Source organism: Bacillus sp. ILBB4, assembly GCF_035064545.1.
In the GTDB taxonomy this organism is placed as follows: Bacteria; Bacillota; Bacilli; order Bacillales; family Bacillaceae_H; genus Priestia.
Map to the genome: position 1 here is coordinate 273,255 of NZ_JAIQVD010000002.1, position 20,653 is coordinate 293,907.

The 20,653-nt window shown below is 38.2% G+C and carries 20 protein-coding genes and 1 other RNA gene; 5 read left to right on the plus strand and 16 right to left on the minus strand.

Annotation, left to right across the window (positions count from 1 at the left end):
- Positions 1–97 precede the first annotated feature (97 nt).
- Positions 98–2,035 (minus strand): ATP-dependent DNA helicase, encoded by a 1,938-nt coding sequence (locus LAV82_RS07615; RefSeq protein ID WP_013056155.1) that lies wholly within the window; start codon positions 2,033–2,035, stop codon positions 98–100.
- A 224-nt stretch (positions 2,036–2,259) separates the two neighbouring features.
- The gene (locus LAV82_RS07620) at positions 2,260–2,439 is read right to left on the minus strand and encodes a hypothetical protein (protein ID WP_013056154.1); all 180 of its coding nucleotides are present in this window, start codon (positions 2,437–2,439) and stop codon (positions 2,260–2,262) included.
- A 333-nt stretch (positions 2,440–2,772) separates the two neighbouring features.
- Here LAV82_RS07620 and LAV82_RS07625 point away from each other — a divergent pair, with 333 nt between their 5' ends.
- From LAV82_RS07625 to LAV82_RS07640, 4 genes are read left to right on the plus strand one after another with little or no spacing between them, the layout of a single operon-like run.
- Complete coding sequence (locus tag LAV82_RS07625; protein WP_211078128.1) at positions 2,773–3,864, plus strand: ABC transporter ATP-binding protein; 1,092 nt, start codon at positions 2,773–2,775, stop codon at positions 3,862–3,864.
- 36 nt (positions 3,865–3,900) lie between these two features.
- A complete protein-coding gene (locus LAV82_RS07630; protein ID WP_499715836.1) occupies positions 3,901–5,148 on the plus strand; it encodes an ABC transporter substrate-binding protein in 1,248 nt (415 codons plus the stop codon).
- Positions 5,132–6,085, plus strand: a complete 954-nt coding sequence (locus tag LAV82_RS07635) for a carbohydrate ABC transporter permease (protein ID WP_499715837.1) — start codon at positions 5,132–5,134, stop codon at positions 6,083–6,085. The genes LAV82_RS07630 and LAV82_RS07635 overlap by 17 nt, the downstream gene beginning before the upstream one ends.
- A gap of 14 nt (positions 6,086–6,099) precedes the next feature.
- Entirely contained in the window at positions 6,100–6,912 is an 813-nt protein-coding gene (locus tag LAV82_RS07640; protein ID WP_013056150.1) for a carbohydrate ABC transporter permease, read from the plus strand.
- Between the two features lie 34 nt (positions 6,913–6,946).
- Here LAV82_RS07640 and LAV82_RS07645 read toward each other — a convergent pair whose 3' ends face one another.
- Positions 6,947–7,441 carry a hypothetical protein gene (locus LAV82_RS07645; protein ID WP_029325143.1) on the minus strand — a complete coding sequence of 165 codons (495 nt, stop codon included), beginning with the start codon at positions 7,439–7,441 and terminating at the stop codon, positions 6,947–6,949.
- Between the two features lie 158 nt (positions 7,442–7,599).
- Here LAV82_RS07645 and LAV82_RS07650 point away from each other — a divergent pair, with 158 nt between their 5' ends.
- Positions 7,600–7,728: a hypothetical protein gene (locus LAV82_RS07650; RefSeq protein ID WP_013056148.1), complete on the plus strand. Its 129-nt coding sequence runs from the start codon at positions 7,600–7,602 to the stop codon at positions 7,726–7,728.
- 44 nt (positions 7,729–7,772) lie between these two features.
- On the opposite strand, the gene LAV82_RS07655 is transcribed toward LAV82_RS07650, so the two are convergent.
- The 13 genes from LAV82_RS07655 to LAV82_RS07715 form a co-directional block, all read right to left on the minus strand.
- On the minus strand, positions 7,773–8,918 hold the full coding sequence (locus LAV82_RS07655; RefSeq protein ID WP_013056147.1) for a THUMP domain-containing class I SAM-dependent RNA methyltransferase: 1,146 nt from the start codon (positions 8,916–8,918) through the stop codon (positions 7,773–7,775).
- A 209-nt stretch (positions 8,919–9,127) separates the two neighbouring features.
- Entirely contained in the window at positions 9,128–10,795 is a 1,668-nt protein-coding gene (locus tag LAV82_RS07660; RefSeq protein WP_499715838.1) for a glycoside hydrolase family 13 protein, read from the minus strand.
- A 132-nt stretch (positions 10,796–10,927) separates the two neighbouring features.
- The gene (locus LAV82_RS07665; protein ID WP_029325141.1) at positions 10,928–11,554 is read right to left on the minus strand and encodes a response regulator; all 627 of its coding nucleotides are present in this window, start codon (positions 11,552–11,554) and stop codon (positions 10,928–10,930) included.
- Positions 11,547–12,593 (minus strand): sensor histidine kinase, encoded by a 1,047-nt coding sequence (locus LAV82_RS07670; RefSeq protein WP_013056144.1) that lies wholly within the window; start codon positions 12,591–12,593, stop codon positions 11,547–11,549. Before LAV82_RS07670 ends, LAV82_RS07665 begins: the two co-directional genes overlap by 8 nt.
- Positions 12,590–13,318, minus strand: a complete 729-nt coding sequence (gene liaF / locus LAV82_RS07675; RefSeq protein WP_013056143.1) for a cell wall-active antibiotics response protein LiaF — start codon at positions 13,316–13,318, stop codon at positions 12,590–12,592. Before liaF ends, LAV82_RS07670 begins: the two co-directional genes overlap by 4 nt.
- 137 nt (positions 13,319–13,455) lie before the next feature.
- Positions 13,456–14,082 (minus strand): PspA/IM30 family protein, encoded by a 627-nt coding sequence (locus tag LAV82_RS07680; RefSeq protein ID WP_013056142.1) that lies wholly within the window; start codon positions 14,080–14,082, stop codon positions 13,456–13,458.
- A gap of 36 nt (positions 14,083–14,118) precedes the next feature.
- Complete coding sequence (locus LAV82_RS07685) at positions 14,119–14,463, minus strand: lmo0954 family membrane protein (protein WP_013056141.1); 345 nt, start codon at positions 14,461–14,463, stop codon at positions 14,119–14,121.
- Between the two features lie 247 nt (positions 14,464–14,710).
- Positions 14,711–15,099, minus strand: an RNA gene (gene rnpB, locus LAV82_RS07690) — RNase P RNA component class B.
- Between the two features lie 63 nt (positions 15,100–15,162).
- Positions 15,163–15,495, minus strand: coding sequence for a cell division regulator GpsB (gene gpsB / locus LAV82_RS07695; RefSeq protein WP_013056140.1), 333 nt, complete (start codon positions 15,493–15,495; stop codon positions 15,163–15,165).
- 104 nt (positions 15,496–15,599) lie between these two features.
- Complete coding sequence (locus tag LAV82_RS07700) at positions 15,600–16,151, minus strand: SLOG family protein (RefSeq protein ID WP_013056138.1); 552 nt, start codon at positions 16,149–16,151, stop codon at positions 15,600–15,602.
- A gap of 68 nt (positions 16,152–16,219) precedes the next feature.
- Positions 16,220–16,684, minus strand: coding sequence for a spore coat protein (locus LAV82_RS07705; RefSeq protein WP_061859656.1), 465 nt, complete (start codon positions 16,682–16,684; stop codon positions 16,220–16,222).
- Positions 16,685–17,030: 346 nt separating this feature from the next.
- A complete protein-coding gene (locus LAV82_RS07710; RefSeq protein WP_055988990.1) occupies positions 17,031–18,281 on the minus strand; it encodes a ribonuclease H-like domain-containing protein in 1,251 nt (416 codons plus the stop codon).
- Between the two features lie 4 nt (positions 18,282–18,285).
- Positions 18,286–20,556: a DEAD/DEAH box helicase gene (locus LAV82_RS07715; protein ID WP_274609581.1), complete on the minus strand. Its 2,271-nt coding sequence runs from the start codon at positions 20,554–20,556 to the stop codon at positions 18,286–18,288.
- Between the last annotated feature and the right edge of the window lie 97 nt (positions 20,557–20,653).

A 20,653-nucleotide genomic window follows, 5' to 3' on the forward strand; every position in this document is an offset into this window, starting at 1 on the left:
CACCATAAATTATTTTATCATAATAGTAACGGTGTGTATATAACTGAATATTCAATCTATTATGCATATAAAAAAGCGCGGCTACAACCGCGCTTTTTTATACGTTTTCTATTTTTGTTGGGACATTTTGTTCAATGATTGAACGCACTTTTGAATCTGTGCTTTTTGGCATAAAGATCGTGATTAGACCCTTATCGTTATGAGAGCGAATCAGTCTTCCAACTCCTTGCTTTAAGCGAAGAAGCATATACGGCATATCTGCATCCCAAAATGGATCGACTACTTGATTGCGCTTTGCTTCAAAGACCGGATCATTTGGCGGATAGGGCAGAGACCAAATAATTACATTAGATAGCGAAGGTCCAGGAATATCCAATCCTTCCCACAAATGAACAGCGCATAAAATCGTTTCTTCTTCCCTTTGGAACTGAGATACTAATTTACTGATTTCTTGATCGCCTTCAAATAAAAATGTGTACTGATTTAACTCTTTGGAAACTTCTTTGAACATCTCTAGTTCTTCTTTGCTATTAAACAATAAAAGTGCTCGTCCGTTCGTTTTTTCGAGCTGAGCAACAGCAAAGGCGAATTTTTCAGCAAACGCTTCTTCTTGATCATCCGAAACATTTTTTACCGCAATTTTCATTTGCTCATCATAATCAAATGGCGATTCAACAGAAAAAGAAAGCGGCTTTGCAATTCCTAAGCTATATGCTAAATAATCGAACGATTGGTTATCTGAAAGAGTCGCAGAAGTGAAAATATATGGTATTTTCTTCGCAAATACTCGTTCTTTTAAGACGTCTTTTACTGCTTGCGGCATAATAACCAACGTCAGCTGCCAGTTATTTTCTTCTACCCAGTAGATGGCATTTTCGTTGTCCATAAATAAGCGCAGCGAATAATCAATTTGATCTAGGTACTCATCTACAATTCGCAGCGTATATTCGTCTACTGTATAGGTCTCACTCTCAAACACAAGCTCGTTTCCGATATGCTCAAGCAGCGATAAAAGTTCTTTTCCTACACTTTGTAATCCGTTTGTGCGGGCTACTTCTTTACGGCTAGAACCAACGATTTCTGTGCTTGCTTCACTTAAACGGTCAAAGAACATTGCATATACATCGATAGCGTGCTCGATCTTCACAGCAAATTCTTCTCGCACGTCATTTTCTAATAGACGCGTTAACAAGTTTTCTAACGTATCTTCTTGAATGCGATATGTTAAAGCCTTTTGTGCAGCAAATTCCAGCAGGTGACCTTCATCAAATACAACACAGCTGCTTTCAGGAAGAAGGGGAAGCTGTCCTTCACGCTTGCGGGCTTCATATGTCCAAATGTGCTCCATGTAAAAATCGTGAGAGCAAATAATTAAGTCATGTGCTTTTCTATAGTGCTCACGTGAAAGCGTTAAGCCGCATCTATGACGCTGCTCACAGGAAGAGCAGTCTTGAAACGTATCCCAGTTAATTTGATTCCATTCCTCATCCGTTAAATGAGGATATTCTTTACGGTCTCCGTAGTGATAGAACGACTGCATACCGCTATGATCATGAACAAAATCAGGAAGCGTATCGTAAATTTCTTCAATGTTTTCATTATCTGTTCGTGCTGTCACAGCATCTAATTTCTTTAAACACAGATACTGATCTTGAGATTTTGCTAGGCGAACATCCATGTTAATATCTAAAATACCAGAGAGCTTTGCAATGTCTCCTTCGGCTTTTACTAACTGTTCAATTAATGTTTCATCCGCACAGGCAATAATAGCTGGCTTGCCAATATACCTTGCATAACAAATAGCGTACAGCAAATACACAATGGTTTTCCCTGTTCCTACACCTGCTTCTGCAAATATTACATTTTTTTCTTTAAAAGCTCGTTCGATTTGAAAAGCCATAAAAATTTGTTCATCCCGAAGTTCTAACCCTGCGTCTGGAAGATGATCATAAAAAACATCACCTATCCATTCATTTAATTTGTCAAAAAAGTTTTCATCCCGCTCAATTGTAAAAGGCAACCGCTCTCTCATCATCGATACTGACTCCTTTATTTATGTAAATATCTATCAATAAAAATTAGCTTCACTTCTTTTTATCTAGTAAATTTCTCATGTAAGCAAAACTTAATTATTGACTACTTTATCTAAAATGTCAATAAAAAGAGCTGAACATAAAAAAGTTCTGCCTGTAAGGACAGAACCTTTTTATATAAAAGCTGAGTGTATAGAACGCAAACGGAATAAGTGCTATTAAAAAATTAATTACAGCGGAATTTTGAGTCTGTGGACTGAGACAATAAAAAGGCCGCTTCATACTCGGCTTTTGCTTGTTCCAGCTGAGTAAGCGTCTCTCCGCTCACTTCTATTCCCTGCTGCATTAAATGATAGCTGTTTTCCAACGCTTGACGAATCATAGTGAACTGCGTGTTTCTATCCATTTATAAACATCCTCTCTCTGTAATGCTTACTATAAAAGTGAATACTATCATTCTATACACCAGCTGTTTATTTTATTCTCAAAACCAGCATCTCTGGCTTAATAAATGGATTCTTTCATTTAAAAAAATAATCTAATTTATTAAAATATTTTAATTCTCACTTGACTTATAGGAATAATATATTTTAAAATTACTTACATATTCAATACACTCAAAACTACATAATACAGGCTTACCGGTCAACCGATAGCCTCTAATTGCCAGATACACGTACAATCCGTCTGTGCAATTAGAGGCTTTTATTTTTTAAAAAGCCTGCTGAAAGGAGAAAAAATGGCAGAACTGCAGTTACAGCATGTGTATAAAAAATACGGAAAAGATAGTCTTGCAGTTGATAATTTCAATCTTCATATTCAAGACAAAGAATTTATTGTATTTGTAGGACCTTCAGGGTGCGGCAAATCCACTACCCTTCGAATGATCGCCGGCCTTGAATCGATAACAGAAGGAGAATTGCTTATTAATGGAGATCGTGCAAACGATTTGCCTTCTAAGGACCGAGATATTGCAATGGTGTTTCAAAACTACGCGCTTTACCCTCATTTAACAGTTTACGACAACATGGCATTTGGCTTGCAGCTCCGCAAAGTCCCAAAACAAGAAATTGATGAGCGCGTTCGTGAAGCGGCTCGTATTTTGGACCTAGAACCCTATTTAAAACGCAAGCCAAAAGCGTTATCAGGAGGGCAGCGTCAGCGGGTGGCTTTAGGAAGAGCCATTGTACGGAATGCCCAAATTTTTTTAATGGATGAGCCTTTATCTAATCTTGATGCGAAGCTTCGCGTACAAATGCGTGCTGAAATCAGTAAGCTTCATCAGAGGCTGCAGACGACCATTATTTATGTAACCCACGATCAAACAGAAGCGATGACGATGGCAAGCAGAATCGTAGTTATGAAAGACGGAAAAATTCAGCAAATAGGTTCACCTATGCAAGTGTATAATGCTCCAGAGAATACGTTTGTAGCCAGTTTTATAGGATCACCGGGAATGAACTTTTTCACAGGAAAAGTAGTGAACAGCAAACTGCACATCAGTGAACATGAGTTTCAACTGACAGAAAATCAAATGCATTTGTTACATGAAAAAGGCTACAACAATCAGTTTATTACTGTAGGAATTCGACCTGAGCATGTTACGCGCGCCTCTTCTGATGCTCCTCATATTTCATTACTGGTAGATGTGTCTGAGTTATTAGGAGCCGAGTACATACTATACAGTAGTTTAGGAGACCAGCTCTTTGTGGCTAAAATCCCTGGGGATGAACATATTCAAGTTCATCAGTACTTTCCATTTCATTTTCAAATGAATCATGCTCATTTCTTTGACCAAGCATCTACCAACCGTATCAAAATTGACCAATAACTATCTAAAAAGAATTCTATAAGTGAGGGAACTAAAATGAAAAAATTATTAATTCTGTTAGCAATGCTCACCGTGATCATCGCGGGCTGCGGCAAAAACAGTTCAACAAGCGGCGACAGCAGCGACTCTTCTAAAAAAGTAACCATTAACTTTACGCATTGGCGAGGAGAAGATTCGAAAGCTTTTGATTCTATCATTGAGCAATTTGAAAAGAAAAATCCAAATATTCATGTAGAAATGACCGTCTTTCCTTCTGATTCATATCAATCACAAATTCAAGGATCTCTACTATCTGGAGAAGGTATCGATGTATTTGCTAGTTTTCCAGGAAGTCAATTTGAAACGATTCGCAAAGCAAATGGTTTTGCAAAGCTGGACGACCAAAACTTACTCAGCAAATTTGACGAAAAGCTAATCCAAGCGGGTAAATCGGATAATACGCAATATGCTCTTCCTTATCAGCTAGTCTATAACATCCCTGTCTATAACAAAGGCATTTTTGAAAAACTAAATTTAGATATTCCTAAAGATTGGAATAGCTTTTTAAAAACATCTGAAACATTAAAGAAAAATGGATACACGCCGATTTTATTTTCAGTAGACGTAAGTCCTTCTCAATTTATTAATCCAATGATTATGAATAACGAACCTACAAACAACGCCCTTCACGAAGTAGAAACGGGCAAGCGCAAGCTAACTGATGAATGGTTTATCAAAACCCTATCTCAAATTAAAGAATTAAATGACAAAGGTTACTTCCAAAAAGATGCTCTTGGTACGAAAAAAGAAAGTGCTGCAGCACTTTTTGCTCAGGAAAAAGGCGCAATGCTTGCTCAAGGTTCTTATATGATGGCTACAGTCAAACAGCAAAATCCGAAGATTGATCAAGGTTTGCTTGCACCGATTACAGTGGATCAAGATAAAGCAAAATACGAAGGTGTTCATACCACGACATTCTTATTAGGTGTTGCTGAAAAATCAAAACACAAAGAAGCTGCTAAGAAATTTTTAACTTTCCTTGCAGATCCAAAGATTTCTTCTGAGTATGCGAATGCTACTGGCCAGTTATTAACGGTCAAAGGCGTGAAATATGATTCACCTGAACTCAAAGAAAGCGCAAAATGGAAAGACAAAAAAACGGTCTTCCAACCTCGATTTACAATTTTAAATGAGCGCGTATCAAAAGCTGTTGAAACATCTGTACAGGACGTACTATCCGGTATGTCAGCGAAAAAAGCTGCTGAAAAAGCACAAGGAGAGGTAGAACGTGTCGCTAAAAACTAATACGTCTATTCAAGAAGAAGAAAAGAGAACCCCTTCGTTCTCTTTTCCTCTCTTTTCATTTAAAAGTATCTCTAAAAGCAGACATCTATGGTTGTTTTTACTTCCCGGTTTTGTCATATATACTGTTTTCTTTGCATTGCCAACGCTTTTTGCTTTATTTTTAAGCACAACTGATTGGAATGGATTATCTTCTCAGTTCTCATTTGTAGGGTTTCAAAACTTCAAAGAAATTTTAACAAACGATGCTATTTTTACACAGTCTCTTACAAACAACTTAAAGTTCACAATTGACGTGCTGATCTTTCAAACGTTATTGAGCTTAGGCTTTGCACTCTTACTTTATAAAAATTCTGCATGGAATACATTTTATCGCTCACTCTTTTTTGTACCGACGATTATTTCGTCTGTGTCGATTGCTTTCACGTGGAACTTTATGTATGACCCCAACATTGGAGGAGTTAACCTATTTTTAAGTAAAATAGGCCTTGAGCATTGGACCCAGTCTTGGATTGGAAATGGGCATATCGCAATTTACAGCTTGGCTTTTGTACAATTTTGGGCACATACTGGTCAAATGCTTATTATTTTTGTAGCTGGAATTCATGCTATTCCCAGTGAGTTATATGAAGCTGCTAGTATTGATGGAGCAACAAGATGGCAAAAATTCAAGCGCATTACGTGGCCTCTTTTAGCTCCAGCTACGACAATAGTTGTAGCTTATACGACCATACAAAGTTTTAAAGCATTTGATTTAATCATTGCAATGACAAATGGAGGTCCCTCCAATTCAACTGAAATTCTTTCGACGCTTCTTTATCACGAAGCTTTTATTAATTTTCGTTTCGGCTATGCCTCTGCCATTTCAGTTGTATTTATGATTGTGATTGCTCTTTTAACGTTTCTTCAATTTCGCGTACTTCGCTTGACCAAAATGTAAAAGGAGATTCTTTTATGAAACAAAACCCATTCAGACAACTGATTTTAGGGATATACGGTTTAATCATTCTGTTGCCCTTAAGCTTGGTTTTATTAACAACCTTTAAAACAACGCCTGAACTTTACAGCAACCCAATCGGATTACCAGCAGGCTGGAATATTGAAAATTATAAACAGCTGCTCGTCAATGAACCCATCTTTGGCTATATTAAAAACAGCGTGATTGTTACCGTCTTTAGCACGTTTTTTATTCTATGGTTTTCAAGCATGATTGCTTATGCTATTATTCAGCTACCTCAAAAGCTTGGATGGATTGTATACGGCTTTTTTGTTTGCGGAATGATTGTCCCTACTCAAGTCAATATGATTCCTGTCTTTTTGCTGATGAATAAGCTTGGGCTCGTCAATACGCTAACAGGCGTCATTATCGTCTCCATAAGCTTTTTGCTTCCCATCGGTGTGTTTATTATCACGGGGTTTATGAAAACTTTGCCAAGGGAACTATTCGAAGCTGCTCGCATGGACGGAGCGTCAGAGTGGAAAATATATTCAAAAATCGCTCTTCGACTCTCAATACCATCAATGGCTACAGTGGGAATTTTTTCGTTTGTGATTGTGTGGAATGATCTGTTATTCCCTTTGCTATTGTTAAAATCTAAAGAAGTAAAAACGCTGCCTATTGCACTATTGGACTTTCAAGGGGAATTTCTGACTAATTATCCTATGCTGTTTTCAGCAGTCGTTCTTTCTTCTATCCCACTATTGATTGCGTACGTGTTTTTGCAAAAGCATTTCATTTCAGGAATGACATCTGGGGCATTAAAATAGCAGGCAAGAAAATCAAGCTTCCCTGCCTGCCCCTTTATTCTATAGGATTATTTTTTAAAGCACGCTGAGGTTTCGGTTTCTCTACTACTAGATGTTGGTAAACGTACATTAAAGCAGCTTTCAACAGAAAGATACCTAGCAAATGGTACTCTTTAAATGTGCCTACGCTAAAAAGCTTTGCACGGCTCATAGCTCGTTGAAAAGGATAAACAAAAAATGTATCTACGATTGCATTTAATAACATATACCTTCCAAAATGGCCGTATGTGAACTTTTTAATCCATAAAGAACCTGCTAAAAATGGACCTAAAAGTAAAGCAGCTTCACCTGTTAGATATGGATGAGGAGGATTAGGGAATATCCACCACTTCTTTTTTTCAGCAATATAGCTTTCAACCATAATTAAAAAGGAAATAAACATAGTAGATGATAAATAGCGCTTAATATGCTGTCGTCCTATAAAAGGGATGGTTAACCATGAAAGAAGCATCATCCCCCCAAAAATCCGTGCTGATCGGTTTTTTCTCATTTTATCACCTCTTAGGTTTTAGTATGAGATTTCCCTTTCGTAAATATGTTAGAAATAAGCTAATCATTTCTCGTTTTAAGCCTGCTATTGAAAAGAAATGAATACATATATTGCCCTGCTACTCGCCCATACTATAAAAAACATAATGGGGTGAGTATATGCATGATTATTATGACGGACTATATAAATACCTGCTTAATGCTACATTTTGGTTTATTTTATTAATTGTCGTGCTCGGTATAGGCATGTTTGGAATGCTAGCTTATCGAGGTTTGAAAAAAAAATAACGTACAAAAGCCAAGCTGGTTTTTACACCGCTTGGCTTTTGTATTTATTGATCGTTGCGTGGAGGACGAGGTCCCCAGTATTGATAGTAGTCTGTCTTAATAAACCCGTTAAACAATTTGCGTTTTTTCGTTGCTTTTTTACCGTAGTATTGTTCAAATTGTTCATGAGATGTCAGCATATAAATCGACCACGTATCAAGCTTAGAAAACGCTTCGCCCATTTCAGCGTACATTTTTTCAACAGAAGGACGATCGCTTAAACGTTCGCCGTACGGAGGGTTACCAATAATGATTCCATATTCTTTCGGCGTCGTAAAATCGCGCACTTGCATTTGCTTAAATTGAATTAAATCTCCAAGTCCAGCTTCAAATGCATTTTGCTCCGCTACTTTTACCATACGATGATCAATATCATGACCAGCAATATCTAGCACTTGGTCGTAGTTCGCTAAGTCTTCTGCTTCTTCGCGCGCTTTGTCCCAAATGCTTGCTGACATCCATGGCCATTCTTCTGATAAGAAGTCACGGTTAAATCCTGGTGCAATATTTTGACCGATAAGCGCTGCTTCGATAGCAATTGTACCAGAGCCGCAAAAAACATCGACAAACGGACGATTCGCATTCCACGGCGTTAGCATAATTAGAGCCGCTGCCAGCGTTTCTTTTAAAGGAGCTTCTCCTTGTCCGACGCGGTAACCGCGCTTATGAAGTCCTGCACCGCTTGCGTCAATTGTTAATGTAGCAACATCTTTTAATAGCGCTACTTCAATTTTAAACGTTGACCCTGTTTCTTCGAGCCAGCCTGTTGTTTTGTTATAATGTTTTTTCATGCTGTCAACAATTGCTTTTTTCACAATGCTTTGACAATCTGATACGCTGAACAATTTAGATTTAACTGATTTTCCCGATACAGGAAACTGTGCATCTACGGGCAAATAATCTCCCCAATTTAATGCTTTTGTTTGTTCAAAAAGCTCATCAAACGTACGAGCTTTGAACTGTCCAACCTGCACTTTAATTCGATCTGCTGTACGAAGCCATAAATTGCAGCGAGCAATTGCGAGCTCGTCTCCTTCAAAGATAACCTTGCCATTATCTACTTCACAGTCATATCCTAAAGCACGCACTTCTTTAGCGACCAGTGCTTCAATTCCCATTGCTGCTGTTGCAATAATTTTATATTTCGCCATTTTTCAACCTCATTTTGTTTCTAATTATCTACACTAAGTGTAAAAGTACCATATACATGCGCCGTAGTCAAAGCTTTCTCCGTCTTTTTATTAAAATGCAAAAACTGCTCGCTCTTGATAGAGCCAGCAGTTTCTTCACCTATGTCGCATATAAATGTGTTTTTAAAAGCTTTCCACTTTAAAATTGCGCAATCGGTTGCTCAATTTGTTTATGAAAGTAAGTATACACGTGTTTCATATGGATGCAGCGTACATTTTTCAAGCGTTTCGTTTTTATCCAACGGATAATTATGAATCAGCACTTCTCTGTTTACAAATGAGCTCTCTGAAGGAAACTCGAACGTTTGATTTTTCGGTGACACATTACAAATAACAACAGCGGTTTTACCTTCTAATGTTCGCGTATACGCGTAAATAGCGGAATCTTCTTCTGCCAATAGCTTATAAGTTCCATACACCAGCACATCATGCTGTTTTCTAATTTTAATGAGCTGTTTGTAAAAATTCAGTACCGAATTTTTATCACTTTTCTGCTCTTCTACGTTAATATCTACGTAATTTGGATTCACCTTCATCCAAGGGATACCAGTAGAAAATCCTGCATTTCTTTCTGTATTCCACTGCATTGGCGTTCTTGAATTATCGCGGCCTGTTTCCCAAATCACTTTCATAATCTCGTCATGTGTATCGCCTTTTTCACGCTGAATACGGTAGTAGTTAATCATACCAACATCATCATAATCGTCAATAGAATCAAACTTAACATTGGTCATTCCAAGTTCTTGTCCTTGATAAATAAACGGTGTTCCTTTCATTAAAAAGTATAGTGCAGCTAAGCACTTTGCACTTTCCACTCGGTAAGCTAAGCTGCCGAATTTATTTACAGAACGAATTTGGTCATGATTTTCTAAATATAAAGCATTCCAGCCGTTAATTTTTTCTAAACCATTTTGCCAATTAGTTAAAATCGTTTTTAACTCGATTAAATCAAGCGGTTTTTCTTCTCCTTTATCCCACAGTCCCATATGCTCGAACTGAAAAATCATATTGAAGTTTCCCCCATCTTCAGCTACCCACTCATCTGCGCTGTCCGATGTTACACCATTTGCCTCTCCAACCGTCATAATATCATATTTGGCAAACGTATTTTCTTTTAGCTCTTTTAAATGTTCTTGAATTCCCGGTCGATTCATATGCCCTTCAAACGATGGCACATAATCTAGCTTTTCAGGGTTCGGTAGATCTGGGAAGCCGGCCACTTTCTTAATATGCGAAATAGCATCTACACGAAAGCCGTCAATTCCTTTATCTAACCACCAGTTAACCATTTCATAAAGCTCATGACGTACTTTTTCGTTTTCCCAGTTTAAATCAGGCTGTTTTTTAGAAAATACGTGCATGTAATATTCTTTTGTCTTTTCGTCGAACTCCCAAGCTGATCCGCTAAAAATAGATTCCCAGTTGTTTGGCTCTTTTCCATCTTTACCTTCGTGCCAAATATAATAATCACGATATGGATTCTCTTTAGAAGACCTGGATTCTAAAAACCAAGGGTGTTCATCTGAAGTATGATTAATAACTAAATCCATAATCAGCTTCATTCCGCGATGGTGAACTTCATCTAGCAGCTCATCAAAGTCTTCCATTGTTCCGAAATCTTTCATAATATCTTTATAATCACTGATATCGTAGCCATTATCGTCGTTAGGAGACTGATAAATCGGGCAAATCCAAATGACATCAATTCCAAGATCAGATAAGTAGTCTAATTTTGAAATAACCCCTTGAATGTCACCAATTCCGTCGCCGTTTGAATCCATAAAGCTTCGCGGGTAGATTTGATACGCAACAGCTTCTTTCCACCATTTCTTTTCCATGTGCTCAACCCCTCAAAATAGTGCTTTTACGTAAGCGTTCGCCTTTACGCATATCGCTATTTTATAATGAATACATGCAAAAAAATAGGTTTTTCACAAAAAAAATCGTTATTCTCTTTTGAATAACGATTCTCACTGCACTAATTTGTGTTTAAAGGCATAGATGACTGCTTGAGTCCGGTCCTGTACATCCAGCTTACTTAATAAATTGCTCACATGTGTTTTTACAGTCTTTAGCGCAATAAATAATTCGTCTGCAATCTCTTGATTTGTTTTGCCTTGCGTCATTAGCAATAAAATTTCCATTTCACGAGCTGTCAGTTCTTCATGAGGTAAAGACGGTTTTCTCATTTTAGACATCATTTTACCGGTTACTTCGGGCTCTAATACAGATTGCCCCTCATATGTACGGCGAATAGCAGCTGCAATTTCTCCTGCTTTAGACGTTTTTAATAAATAGCTTGTTGCCCCTGCCTCTAGAGCGGGATATACTTTTTCATCATCTAGAAAGCTAGTGACAATGATCACTTTCGCTTCTGGCCACTGCTTAATCAGTTGTTTCGTTGCTTCAATCCCGTCCATTTCTTCCATGACTAAATCCATTAAAATAATATCCGGGCGCAGCTGAAGCCCTAATTCAACGGCCTGTTGGCCATTTGCTGCTTCAGCTATCACATGAATATCTGCTTGAGCCGACAAATACGCTCCTACGCCAATACGAACCATTTCATGATCATCTACTAACAGTACATTAATCATTTTGCTTCTCCTCTCTTTCTACTAACGGTACTTTCACTTCTAGCTTTGTTCCTTTGTCGGGCAAGCTAATAATTTTTAATAGGCCTCCAATTTCAACTGCGCGTTCGTACATATTTTGCAGGCCGTACGATCCGACTTTTTCCTTTTCTACATCAAAACCAACTCCGTTATCAACAATACGTAAAATAATGGAAAAGTCACGTTTAATCAGCAGCACATCTAAAGCTGTTGCATTGGCATGACGCAGCGTATTTGATACGGATTCTTGCAAAATTCTAAACAAGTGGTCTTCAATGCCTTTATCAAGTTCAAATCCTTCTATTTTCCAATTTAATTCAAGCGGTACTTTTTGAGCAAGCTCATTCATCAGTTCTTTCATTCCAGCCTGTAGCGATTTTCCTTTTAATGCTGCAGGACGAAGATGAAGAAGCAAAGCCCTCATTTCAAGCTGTGATTGATTAATCATTTTTTCAACCATCTTTAATTGCTTAGCTTCAGAGTCTTGTAGCGTAAGATTGGATTCCGTAATAGCAGACATAAGCATCGAAGCGGCAAATAGCTGCTGACTAACGGAGTCATGCAGTTCTCTAGCAAGCCGATTTCGTTCCTGAGAAACAATTTCTTGCACTTGCTTTTGCTGATTTTCCACTTTTTCCGTTGCCATCTTTTGAGATTGCTGTGCTTGAAGAATCATTTTATGATCTACTTTATTTAAACGGCTTATAATTCGAGACGTTTCTTGAATAAGCGGTTCATTTGCCGACATATGCCGGTGGCCATTTTCTATTTCATATAATCGGTTTTCAACATATGTCCACTGCTGTCTCCACATAAACCCCATGATTCCTCCAATCACGCTTCCAATCGTAAGGCTTAAACTGAAGGAAAACAGCACAAAAGGCATGCCAAATACGCTTGTTTTCCATAAGTCGCTAAGTTGAAAAACAGGATATGCAAAAAACACGGTAAGGAGCACGGATACAAATACAAAAAAACTTAAGAAAATCCCCCATAATAACTGCCGTTGAAGAATACTCATATCCTTTGCACCTCTAAATCTCCAATCACAACAGTTGTAACAATCTTCACCCTATGAGCAGATTGATCAAATTCCTCTGTTTTGATAGACAAATTTTCATTGAACGAAAAGCCGCGCTGATGTCCAAAAACCGTTACGTTTCCTGCTAGTTTAGAATGATTCACAGATACTTCCGTTTCGTAAGGAATGAGCACTTTAATATTTCCAAACGCTTGACGAATAAAAATAACCGCATCGCCTTTTGGCAGAACGGTATTGCTTAAATCAACCACAATGTCTCCCCATACGCTTTGAATATTAATATCATCCCATTCGTATACGGAGTCTTCGGTTCTTTGACTACCAAGAAGTTTATTCGTCAAAACCGGCCGGACCTGCACCAAACTTTGGTTTGGCTGCTGGGTAAATTCGTCAGTCGGTCTGAATTCAACGGGATGCTTTCTTGATTGAATAAATCTAAGTAAAAAATACAGAAAAAGAGCAATAACTAAAAACTTAAAGGCAACCGTATTAAATATATTCAATACAAGCCCAATAACGCCAATCCAAAATAAAATGCGCCCTAGTTTTCTTCTCATTTTTTTTCGCCCAATATACATGAACGCACCGGCAATTAATACAGAAAAGATCAAGCCGCTGTGAAAAAACATAATTTCAATAAACAGGACAAATAAACTGCAAATAAAAATGAACATAAGAGATTCTGTTTTGTTTACGCTTTGCACAGCTCTCTCTCCTTTCTCCTCGTAGATGACATAGCGTTCTTTGGATGCTCTGCAGGTATCTATTCTCTCACCTTAAAAAGACGCAGAAACCTACGCCTTTTTTAGAATACCATGTTTTATGCAGAAACACTGATTTTTTACGATGATTTTACTCTTTTTTCTAATTCAGCAATTTTGCTGTCTACCGTTTGTCTATAGTAATTTGTATTAATTTGATTTTCAAGCTGGTCAATATAGGTTTCCATTTCGTCAAACTGGCTGTAGGACGTATAAGATGCTTCTGTTTTCATTACTGAATTCATACGATGATGCGCACGAGCAATATTTTCGCGCCCCATTAGTTCCATACGGCGAATATGCATATCTTTTACCTTATGCTTCATTTCTTCATACTTTTGTTCAAGCTCTTCTAACTGCTTCGATGCATCTTCATAAGATTCTTTTACACGCTTTGCTCTCTCTTCGTAGTGAGCATGTTCTTTTAAAATAAATTCATGTAATTCCGCTTCTTCAGCTGCTTGTGCTACTTGTGCTTGCTCATGACGTTTTTTCATCATGTCAAGGGCCAGATGGTATTCGCGATTAAACTGTTCTTTTAACGTGTGCTGTCGCTCAACAAGCTGCCTTACCTTTTCGGTCTCCTGCTCGCATTGACGCAAATAGTGGTTTAGTGCAGCAATTGGATTTTTTTGTTCTTTGTGATCAAGCAATTGATGAAGGTCTGCAGAAATCGTTTCTTTCATTCGAGTAAATAAGTTTCTCATTTTGTTCATCTCCTTAGATAATAAAGTAAACTTTTATTATTTTTGATTTAAGTCAGCCCACTGACGTTCAAAATGCTTAAACGGATCTTCTTTTTCCGTTTTTATAGGGCTGCTGCTGTTCCACTTTTTATATACAATGTAAAGTACTACTGCTGCGATGATACCAGCAAGGGCCGGGAGGTTTGAAACAGTTGTTAAGAGTACGACAACACCAATAAACCCCCAGAGCCATTTTTTAAAGGGGGCCTCTGCTTTAACAAACCCTTTAAATGCTACGTACAAAATAACCAAGCCAAGTGCAAGTCCTACCATCGGACCAGCATTTGCAAGAAGAACGATAGCAGCTACCGCTCCAATCAAAAACAAACCAACTTTTTTCATTTTGTCTCCTCCTTTCGCTTATCTATATACTTAGTTTAAGGATTATGACGTTTTTTCAAAACGAGCTAGAGCTTTATTTTCTCCTAAGACCTGAGGCTGACAACAAGCTCAGTCTGATTGTACAAAAAAATGACAGCTTATGATAAGCTGTCATTTTGACATAAAAAAAGCTCTTCCGTTATACGAAGAGCTGGGTTGGATTAAAATATAGTGTATAACAACAAGTGTCGATTGCTTTTCAATAACGTTCTGTAAGCCATGTTTTGTACCATTGTACTGCAAGCGGCTAGCTACCTCGTACTCCGGTGGCAATTATCTATCTACAAAATGTAACCATTTTGTCCTTCCTTCCGTTCAGTTCCTTCCAGAAAGTTCCCCTACCATTATTTGGGTTTCTCGCTCGAGGGGTTTACCTCGTTCCACTCTTACCATTTCTGATAAGACTTCGTCACTGTGGCACTTTCAGAGTAGTCAAGCCATATCTTAAAAAGACTTAGGCTTTTTCCCCGCCGTTAGCTTTTAACAGCTACCCTAGCTTATGACTTCGCTAGGCACGAACACTACAGACATCGCAGTCTGTGCGAGCATGGACTTTCCTCTACATCCTCATATGTGATGCAGCAATTACCCGAACGTTATTGATAACGACTTTCCTTAGTATAATAAAAATAGGAGTTGAATGCAACTCCTATTTTTAGGTTATTCGTATAATTTACTTCCAAACACATGTTTTTCTAAGTTAGACAAACGTTTTAAAATATCAAAGTTTGTCGTACCCGCTTGCTGCTGCTGTTGAGCCGGCGGCGGGGTAAACGAAGGTTGTTGCGGCTTTTTAGATAATTCTTCTACTTGCTTTTTTAAGCGTAAATTTTCAGTTTGTAATGCTTCAATTTCTTCATGAAATGCTTCATAATCTTTAATAACAGAATCTAGATACTTATCTACTTCTTCTTGATTATAGCCTCTCATGCCTGTTTTAAATTCTTTTTCTAAAATTTCTTTGGCCGTTAAACGGATTTTATCAGCTAACATCTCTATCACCTCGAATACGATAAACCTTATCTTTATTATAATTCATTTTTTCAAAAATAGCTTCAAATGTCAATTTATCTTTTAAAATGTTTCGCCAAGTGGCGTTAAAAAGATGAAAATTTTTCTTCATCCACGATGTCCTGTAAGTCGTGAGACGTCACCATTATAATAGGGTATTCTTCTCGTTCAGCACGTTTTTTAGCCGTTTCTAACATATATTTAGGACTTCCTTCGTGCTCTTCGTCGTAAACTAAACAAATACCTTCACTTTTTTCTACTAAAAATTGATTTTTTAACCGAAACTGTGCTGGACTTTCATATTTCTTTTTTGTAATGCTATCTACATAATCTGCTTGACTTAAGACGAATTCATACAATTCTTTATTGACTTCATTCCATTTTTCTTCTTGCTCCAAAAACGGTGTTAAAACAGCTAACTGAAGCTCGGGATAATCGAGCTGGAGATCAAATACCACTTCTGCTGCCCAAATCTCTACTCCTAGCTGGCCACTAATCAATACCCATTCTAATCCATCTTCTACTAATTCCTGTAATTTTTTATAGAGCGCTTTTTTTATGTATGTAATGCCTTGATGTTTTTCATTAAAAATCCCAAGTTCGAATGGCTTATAACCAGTAACCGTTAGCACCTTCATTATATAACTCCTTTGTAACAAAATAGAATAGGAACTGATGTAATCAGCTCCTATTAACGTACAGTACATTATCTAAAATACCCTGAATTAGGTCCTTGATGCGCGCCTTTTGTATGACAGCTTCCTTGGCCGCAACCTTTGTGTCCCGGATAACTAGCACCTGCTACTTGACCTGGGTAGCCTCCTTGACCTGGATAACCAGCACCTGCTACTTGACCTGGGTAACCTCCTTGACCTGGGTAACCAGCACCTGCTACTTGACCTGGGTAGCCTCCCATTTGACCTGGATAGCCTGCTCCCCCTACTTGAGTTGGATATTGCTGCGCACCGCCAAAAAACTGTTGATTTGAAGTTTCATTTACAACAGATTGCGTTTGCGGGAAGTAATGCACGTGCTTCACATTTGTATGATTCACCAATGTATTATGACTTGGATGAATGTGAGGTACAACTACCTCCTGAGAAGTAAACTGCGTGCAGCATTTTGTTGGATGCACAATTGGTGGCATACATTTTGTTGGTCTTGGATACATATCCTTTTTCCCCTTTCACTGTTTAGTTATTACACTATTACAATATGTGAAGGGCAGTGTACATGTACTAAGACAAACACCTATTTTTGGCCTACATAAAGGAGTTATACGAATTTTTCAAACTGCTTAGGACAATTACTGTTAAACAAATTAATGCGAAAAATGATACTAAAATCACATTTTTCATGAGGCCTCTCTCCATCTCACCAAAGTTCTGTTTTTAAAATGTAAGAATAAGTCTTACATTGACTAATTTTATCAATGACTGAAAAATAGAACAATATAAAACATCCACAAAAACAAAAGAATAATATTTCTGAATATTTTAAAATAAATCAGCTGAAGTCTATGCTTTAGCTGATTTATTTTTTAGTCTAACAAGTCTTTTTTCAAGCGCTTCCTTCGACGTTTTTTTAGTCATTTCTCTGAATTGATTCCACTTTTCCAAGGCCAGCTCAGTATATAGAAGTGCTTGATGAACATCTTTGAGACGATGCTCATAAATTTTAGCTAGCTCAACCAATGCTTCTATAGCGACGTCACCTTCACATGTTTGAACCAAGGGTTCAAACATGTCCACTGCCTCTTTCCAACTCTTCTCTTTTTTATAATGATAAGCCATCGCTAGCTGAGCTTTTTCATGCTCCTCTTTTTCTTTTTCCGCTACGCCCTGATAAAGAGAGAAAGCGTGCTTATTCTCCCCTAACTGCTCATACCATCTTGCTACTTCATATGTTTCTTTTTCTGTAAACTCCTCACTAGTAAGGAGATGTTTTGATAAATGAATGTATAAGGTGATAAGTGATAAAATATCATGTTCATTATGTTTCATAATGTCGAATAAGCCTCTTGGATTTTTCGTTTCAATAAAATCAAAATAAATCATGGGAGCTAAGAAACCTGGAATATCATCCACTCGTTCAATTCCAAGTATTTCATTTTCGACATTCGCAAGCTTAACCGAATTCATTTTATGTTTCCACAGCCTTCTTGATGCATGCAGTAAATCAAAGTGACCGAACTTAGGCAGCTTGGGCAAATGATCTCTCAATAGCGTATGACGAGTCTTCACATGAGGCCAATCGAAAGATTTCCCATTATAAGTCACAAGCGTCGTATAGTCTACTTCTTTTAAGAAACTTTCGTAAAATGCTACTTCTCCACTTGGCTCTGTTAATATATGCTGACGAAAAACGACGGAATCTTTTAGCACTCTTGCATATCCTAGCAAAAAGATAGTCGTTCCCGTACCTGTACTAAGCCCCGTCGTTTCCGTATCAAAGAAAAATAAATCTGAATATGTGCGGCCTTTTGATGAAAGCGGATGAGCAACTGTAGACCGATTCCATACTTCCACTACTTTTTTCAGCTCATTAAATTCATAATGTCCATGCTTGTAGTCGAGCGGGTAAACCACTTCTCTGATCATACAGTAGCTGTCTTCGGCAAAGTAAGGAACAGCATGATTTCCCTTCCATTCCTGTTCATAGGGAATAGACGCGCTTTTAGGTCGCTGCGGGTTACTTTCAACCGGCGGCTTTGCTTCTGTAACATGAAGATGCTTTTTCATACGGTTTAATTTATTTTTAAAAGACACGAGTTCACCTACTTTGCAGTTGTTGTAGCAGCACGAGCGCATCGCTTTTTGCGCATTCTCCCTGTGCTTCCATACCGATACAAGACGGACAGCCGCTTTCGCAAGAACAATTTACAATTAATTGATTGGTTTGATTTAGCACATCATTCATTTGTTCGTATACTTTGTCACTTAGCCCAATGCCTCCCGGGTATCGATCATATAAGAAGATAGTCGGCTGTTCGTTGTGCACCGCTTTTATCTGAGGCACTACATGTAAATCAGACGGATCGCACATCACCATAAGCGGTGCAATTGACTGAAGGGCATTTGCCACGGAAATAAGCGCTTGTTCCAATCGTTGTTCAGATTCGTTAAACTGTTCTTTTTCAAAGCTTAGCCACACGGCATTTGTATGAAGCTCTTCTTCCGGAAGTGAAATGGGGCCTGACCCTATGTTTTCATGCGTCTCAAACTTTATTTTTTTAAATATCGTAGCCATAGCGCTGACCATTACATCGCCATAACCGATTGAATATGTTCTCTCCATCCGTTCTTTATCAGCTTCTAGAACCTTTAAGTTAACCGCTAAGTTTGCATCGGTGAAATAGTCTACATCCACTTCACGAACATACGCTTTTTTCTCATCCCAGTCCAAGTATTCTACTTGATACTGAATGCCTTGATGCAAGTAAATCGCCTCATCATGAAGAAGCGTCATGGCACTAAAGCGATCCATTTCTCCAATTACTTTCACATTTGCAACGTCCGATTGATCAATGATGACAACATTTTCTTGGGATGCAGAGCGCAGACTGATATTATGAGCTGGGAACGAATCATTCATCCAGTACCATTTGTCTCCGCTAAAATGAATCACTCGCTCTTCTTGCAAAAACTCCAGGACGTCTTCAATTTCTACCCCATCAAATGTTTCTCCCTGCTTAAACGGCAGCTCATAGGACGCACATTTTAAATGATCGACTAAAATAACAAGATTATCAGGATTAATTCGAGCTGTTTCTGGATTTCTGCTAAAAAAGTAGTCCGGATGCTGAATCATATACTGATCAAGCGGACTTGAACTTGCGATCATCACAATGACGGCTTCTCCGTGACGTCTCCCTGCTCGTCCTGCTTGCTGCCAAGCGCTTGCAACCGTGCCTGGATAACCTGTCATCACACACACCTGCAGCTGCCCGATATCCACTCCTAGCTCTAAAGCATTCGTACTGACTACCCCGTAAATACTTCCCTCTCGAAGTCCTCTTTCTATTTCGCGTCGCTGCTTCGGCAAATATCCTCCGCGGTACCCTTGAATAGACTTATTTTGAAGCTGGTTTTTTACGAGCTCCTGCAGATACGTTAAAATAATTTCCACTCGTACTCGGCTTCGTGCAAATACAATCGTTTGAATTTTATTTTTCAAAAACTCTCCTGCAATATTTCGCACTTCAAGCGTAGCACTTCTTCTAATGTTTAACGGTTTATTAACAATAGGAGGGTTATAAAAAATAAAATGCTTGCGGCCGCTAGGCGCTCCGTTGTTATCTACTAACATAACATGAGCTCCCGTTAAATGTTCAGCGAGTTCTTTTGGGTTAGCAATGGTCGCTGATGTACAAATAAAGATAGGGTTGCTTCCATAGTAGCGGCAAATTCGCTTTAACCGGCGTATAACGTTGGCTACATGGCTTCCAAAAACACCGCGGTACGTATGAAGTTCATCAATCACAATGTACTTCAAGTTTTCAAACAGTGATACCCATTTAGTATGATGAGGTAAAATAGCTGAATGAAGCATATCTGGATTCGTAATAACAATATGACCTGCTTTTCTCACCTTTTGACGGATGTTTGCCGGAGTATCTCCATCATACGTGTAGCTATTGATTGGCACTTCCATTTCTTCAATGATTTCATTTAACTCACTTTTTTGATCTTGGGCAAGCGCTTTTGTTGGAAACAGATAAAGAGCTCTAGCCTGATCATTCTCCATAATACTCTGGAGTACCGGCAAGTTGTAGCACAATGTTTTTCCTGATGCTGTCGGCGTCACAGCCACAACATTCTTCTTAGCTGTCGCCAAATCAAACGCTGTTTTTTGATGCGTATAAAGCGAACCAATTCCTCGATTCTCAAGTGCTTGCCGCAGTTTCGTATGCAAAGAAGCTGGAAATGGCGCAGTTTTAGCTTCTTTCTCTTCGATTGTATGCCAATGAACGATATTTTGCTGATATGACGGATTCGTTTGCAAGATATCCATTACTTCTTGTAAGTTTTTTCGTATTCTCATTTTCATCACCTGCTTCTATTTTAACGAATGAACGTTCGATAGAAAACCATAAGTTTTTGTATGTTTTTGGTGGATTCGGACATGGTATTAATACAGT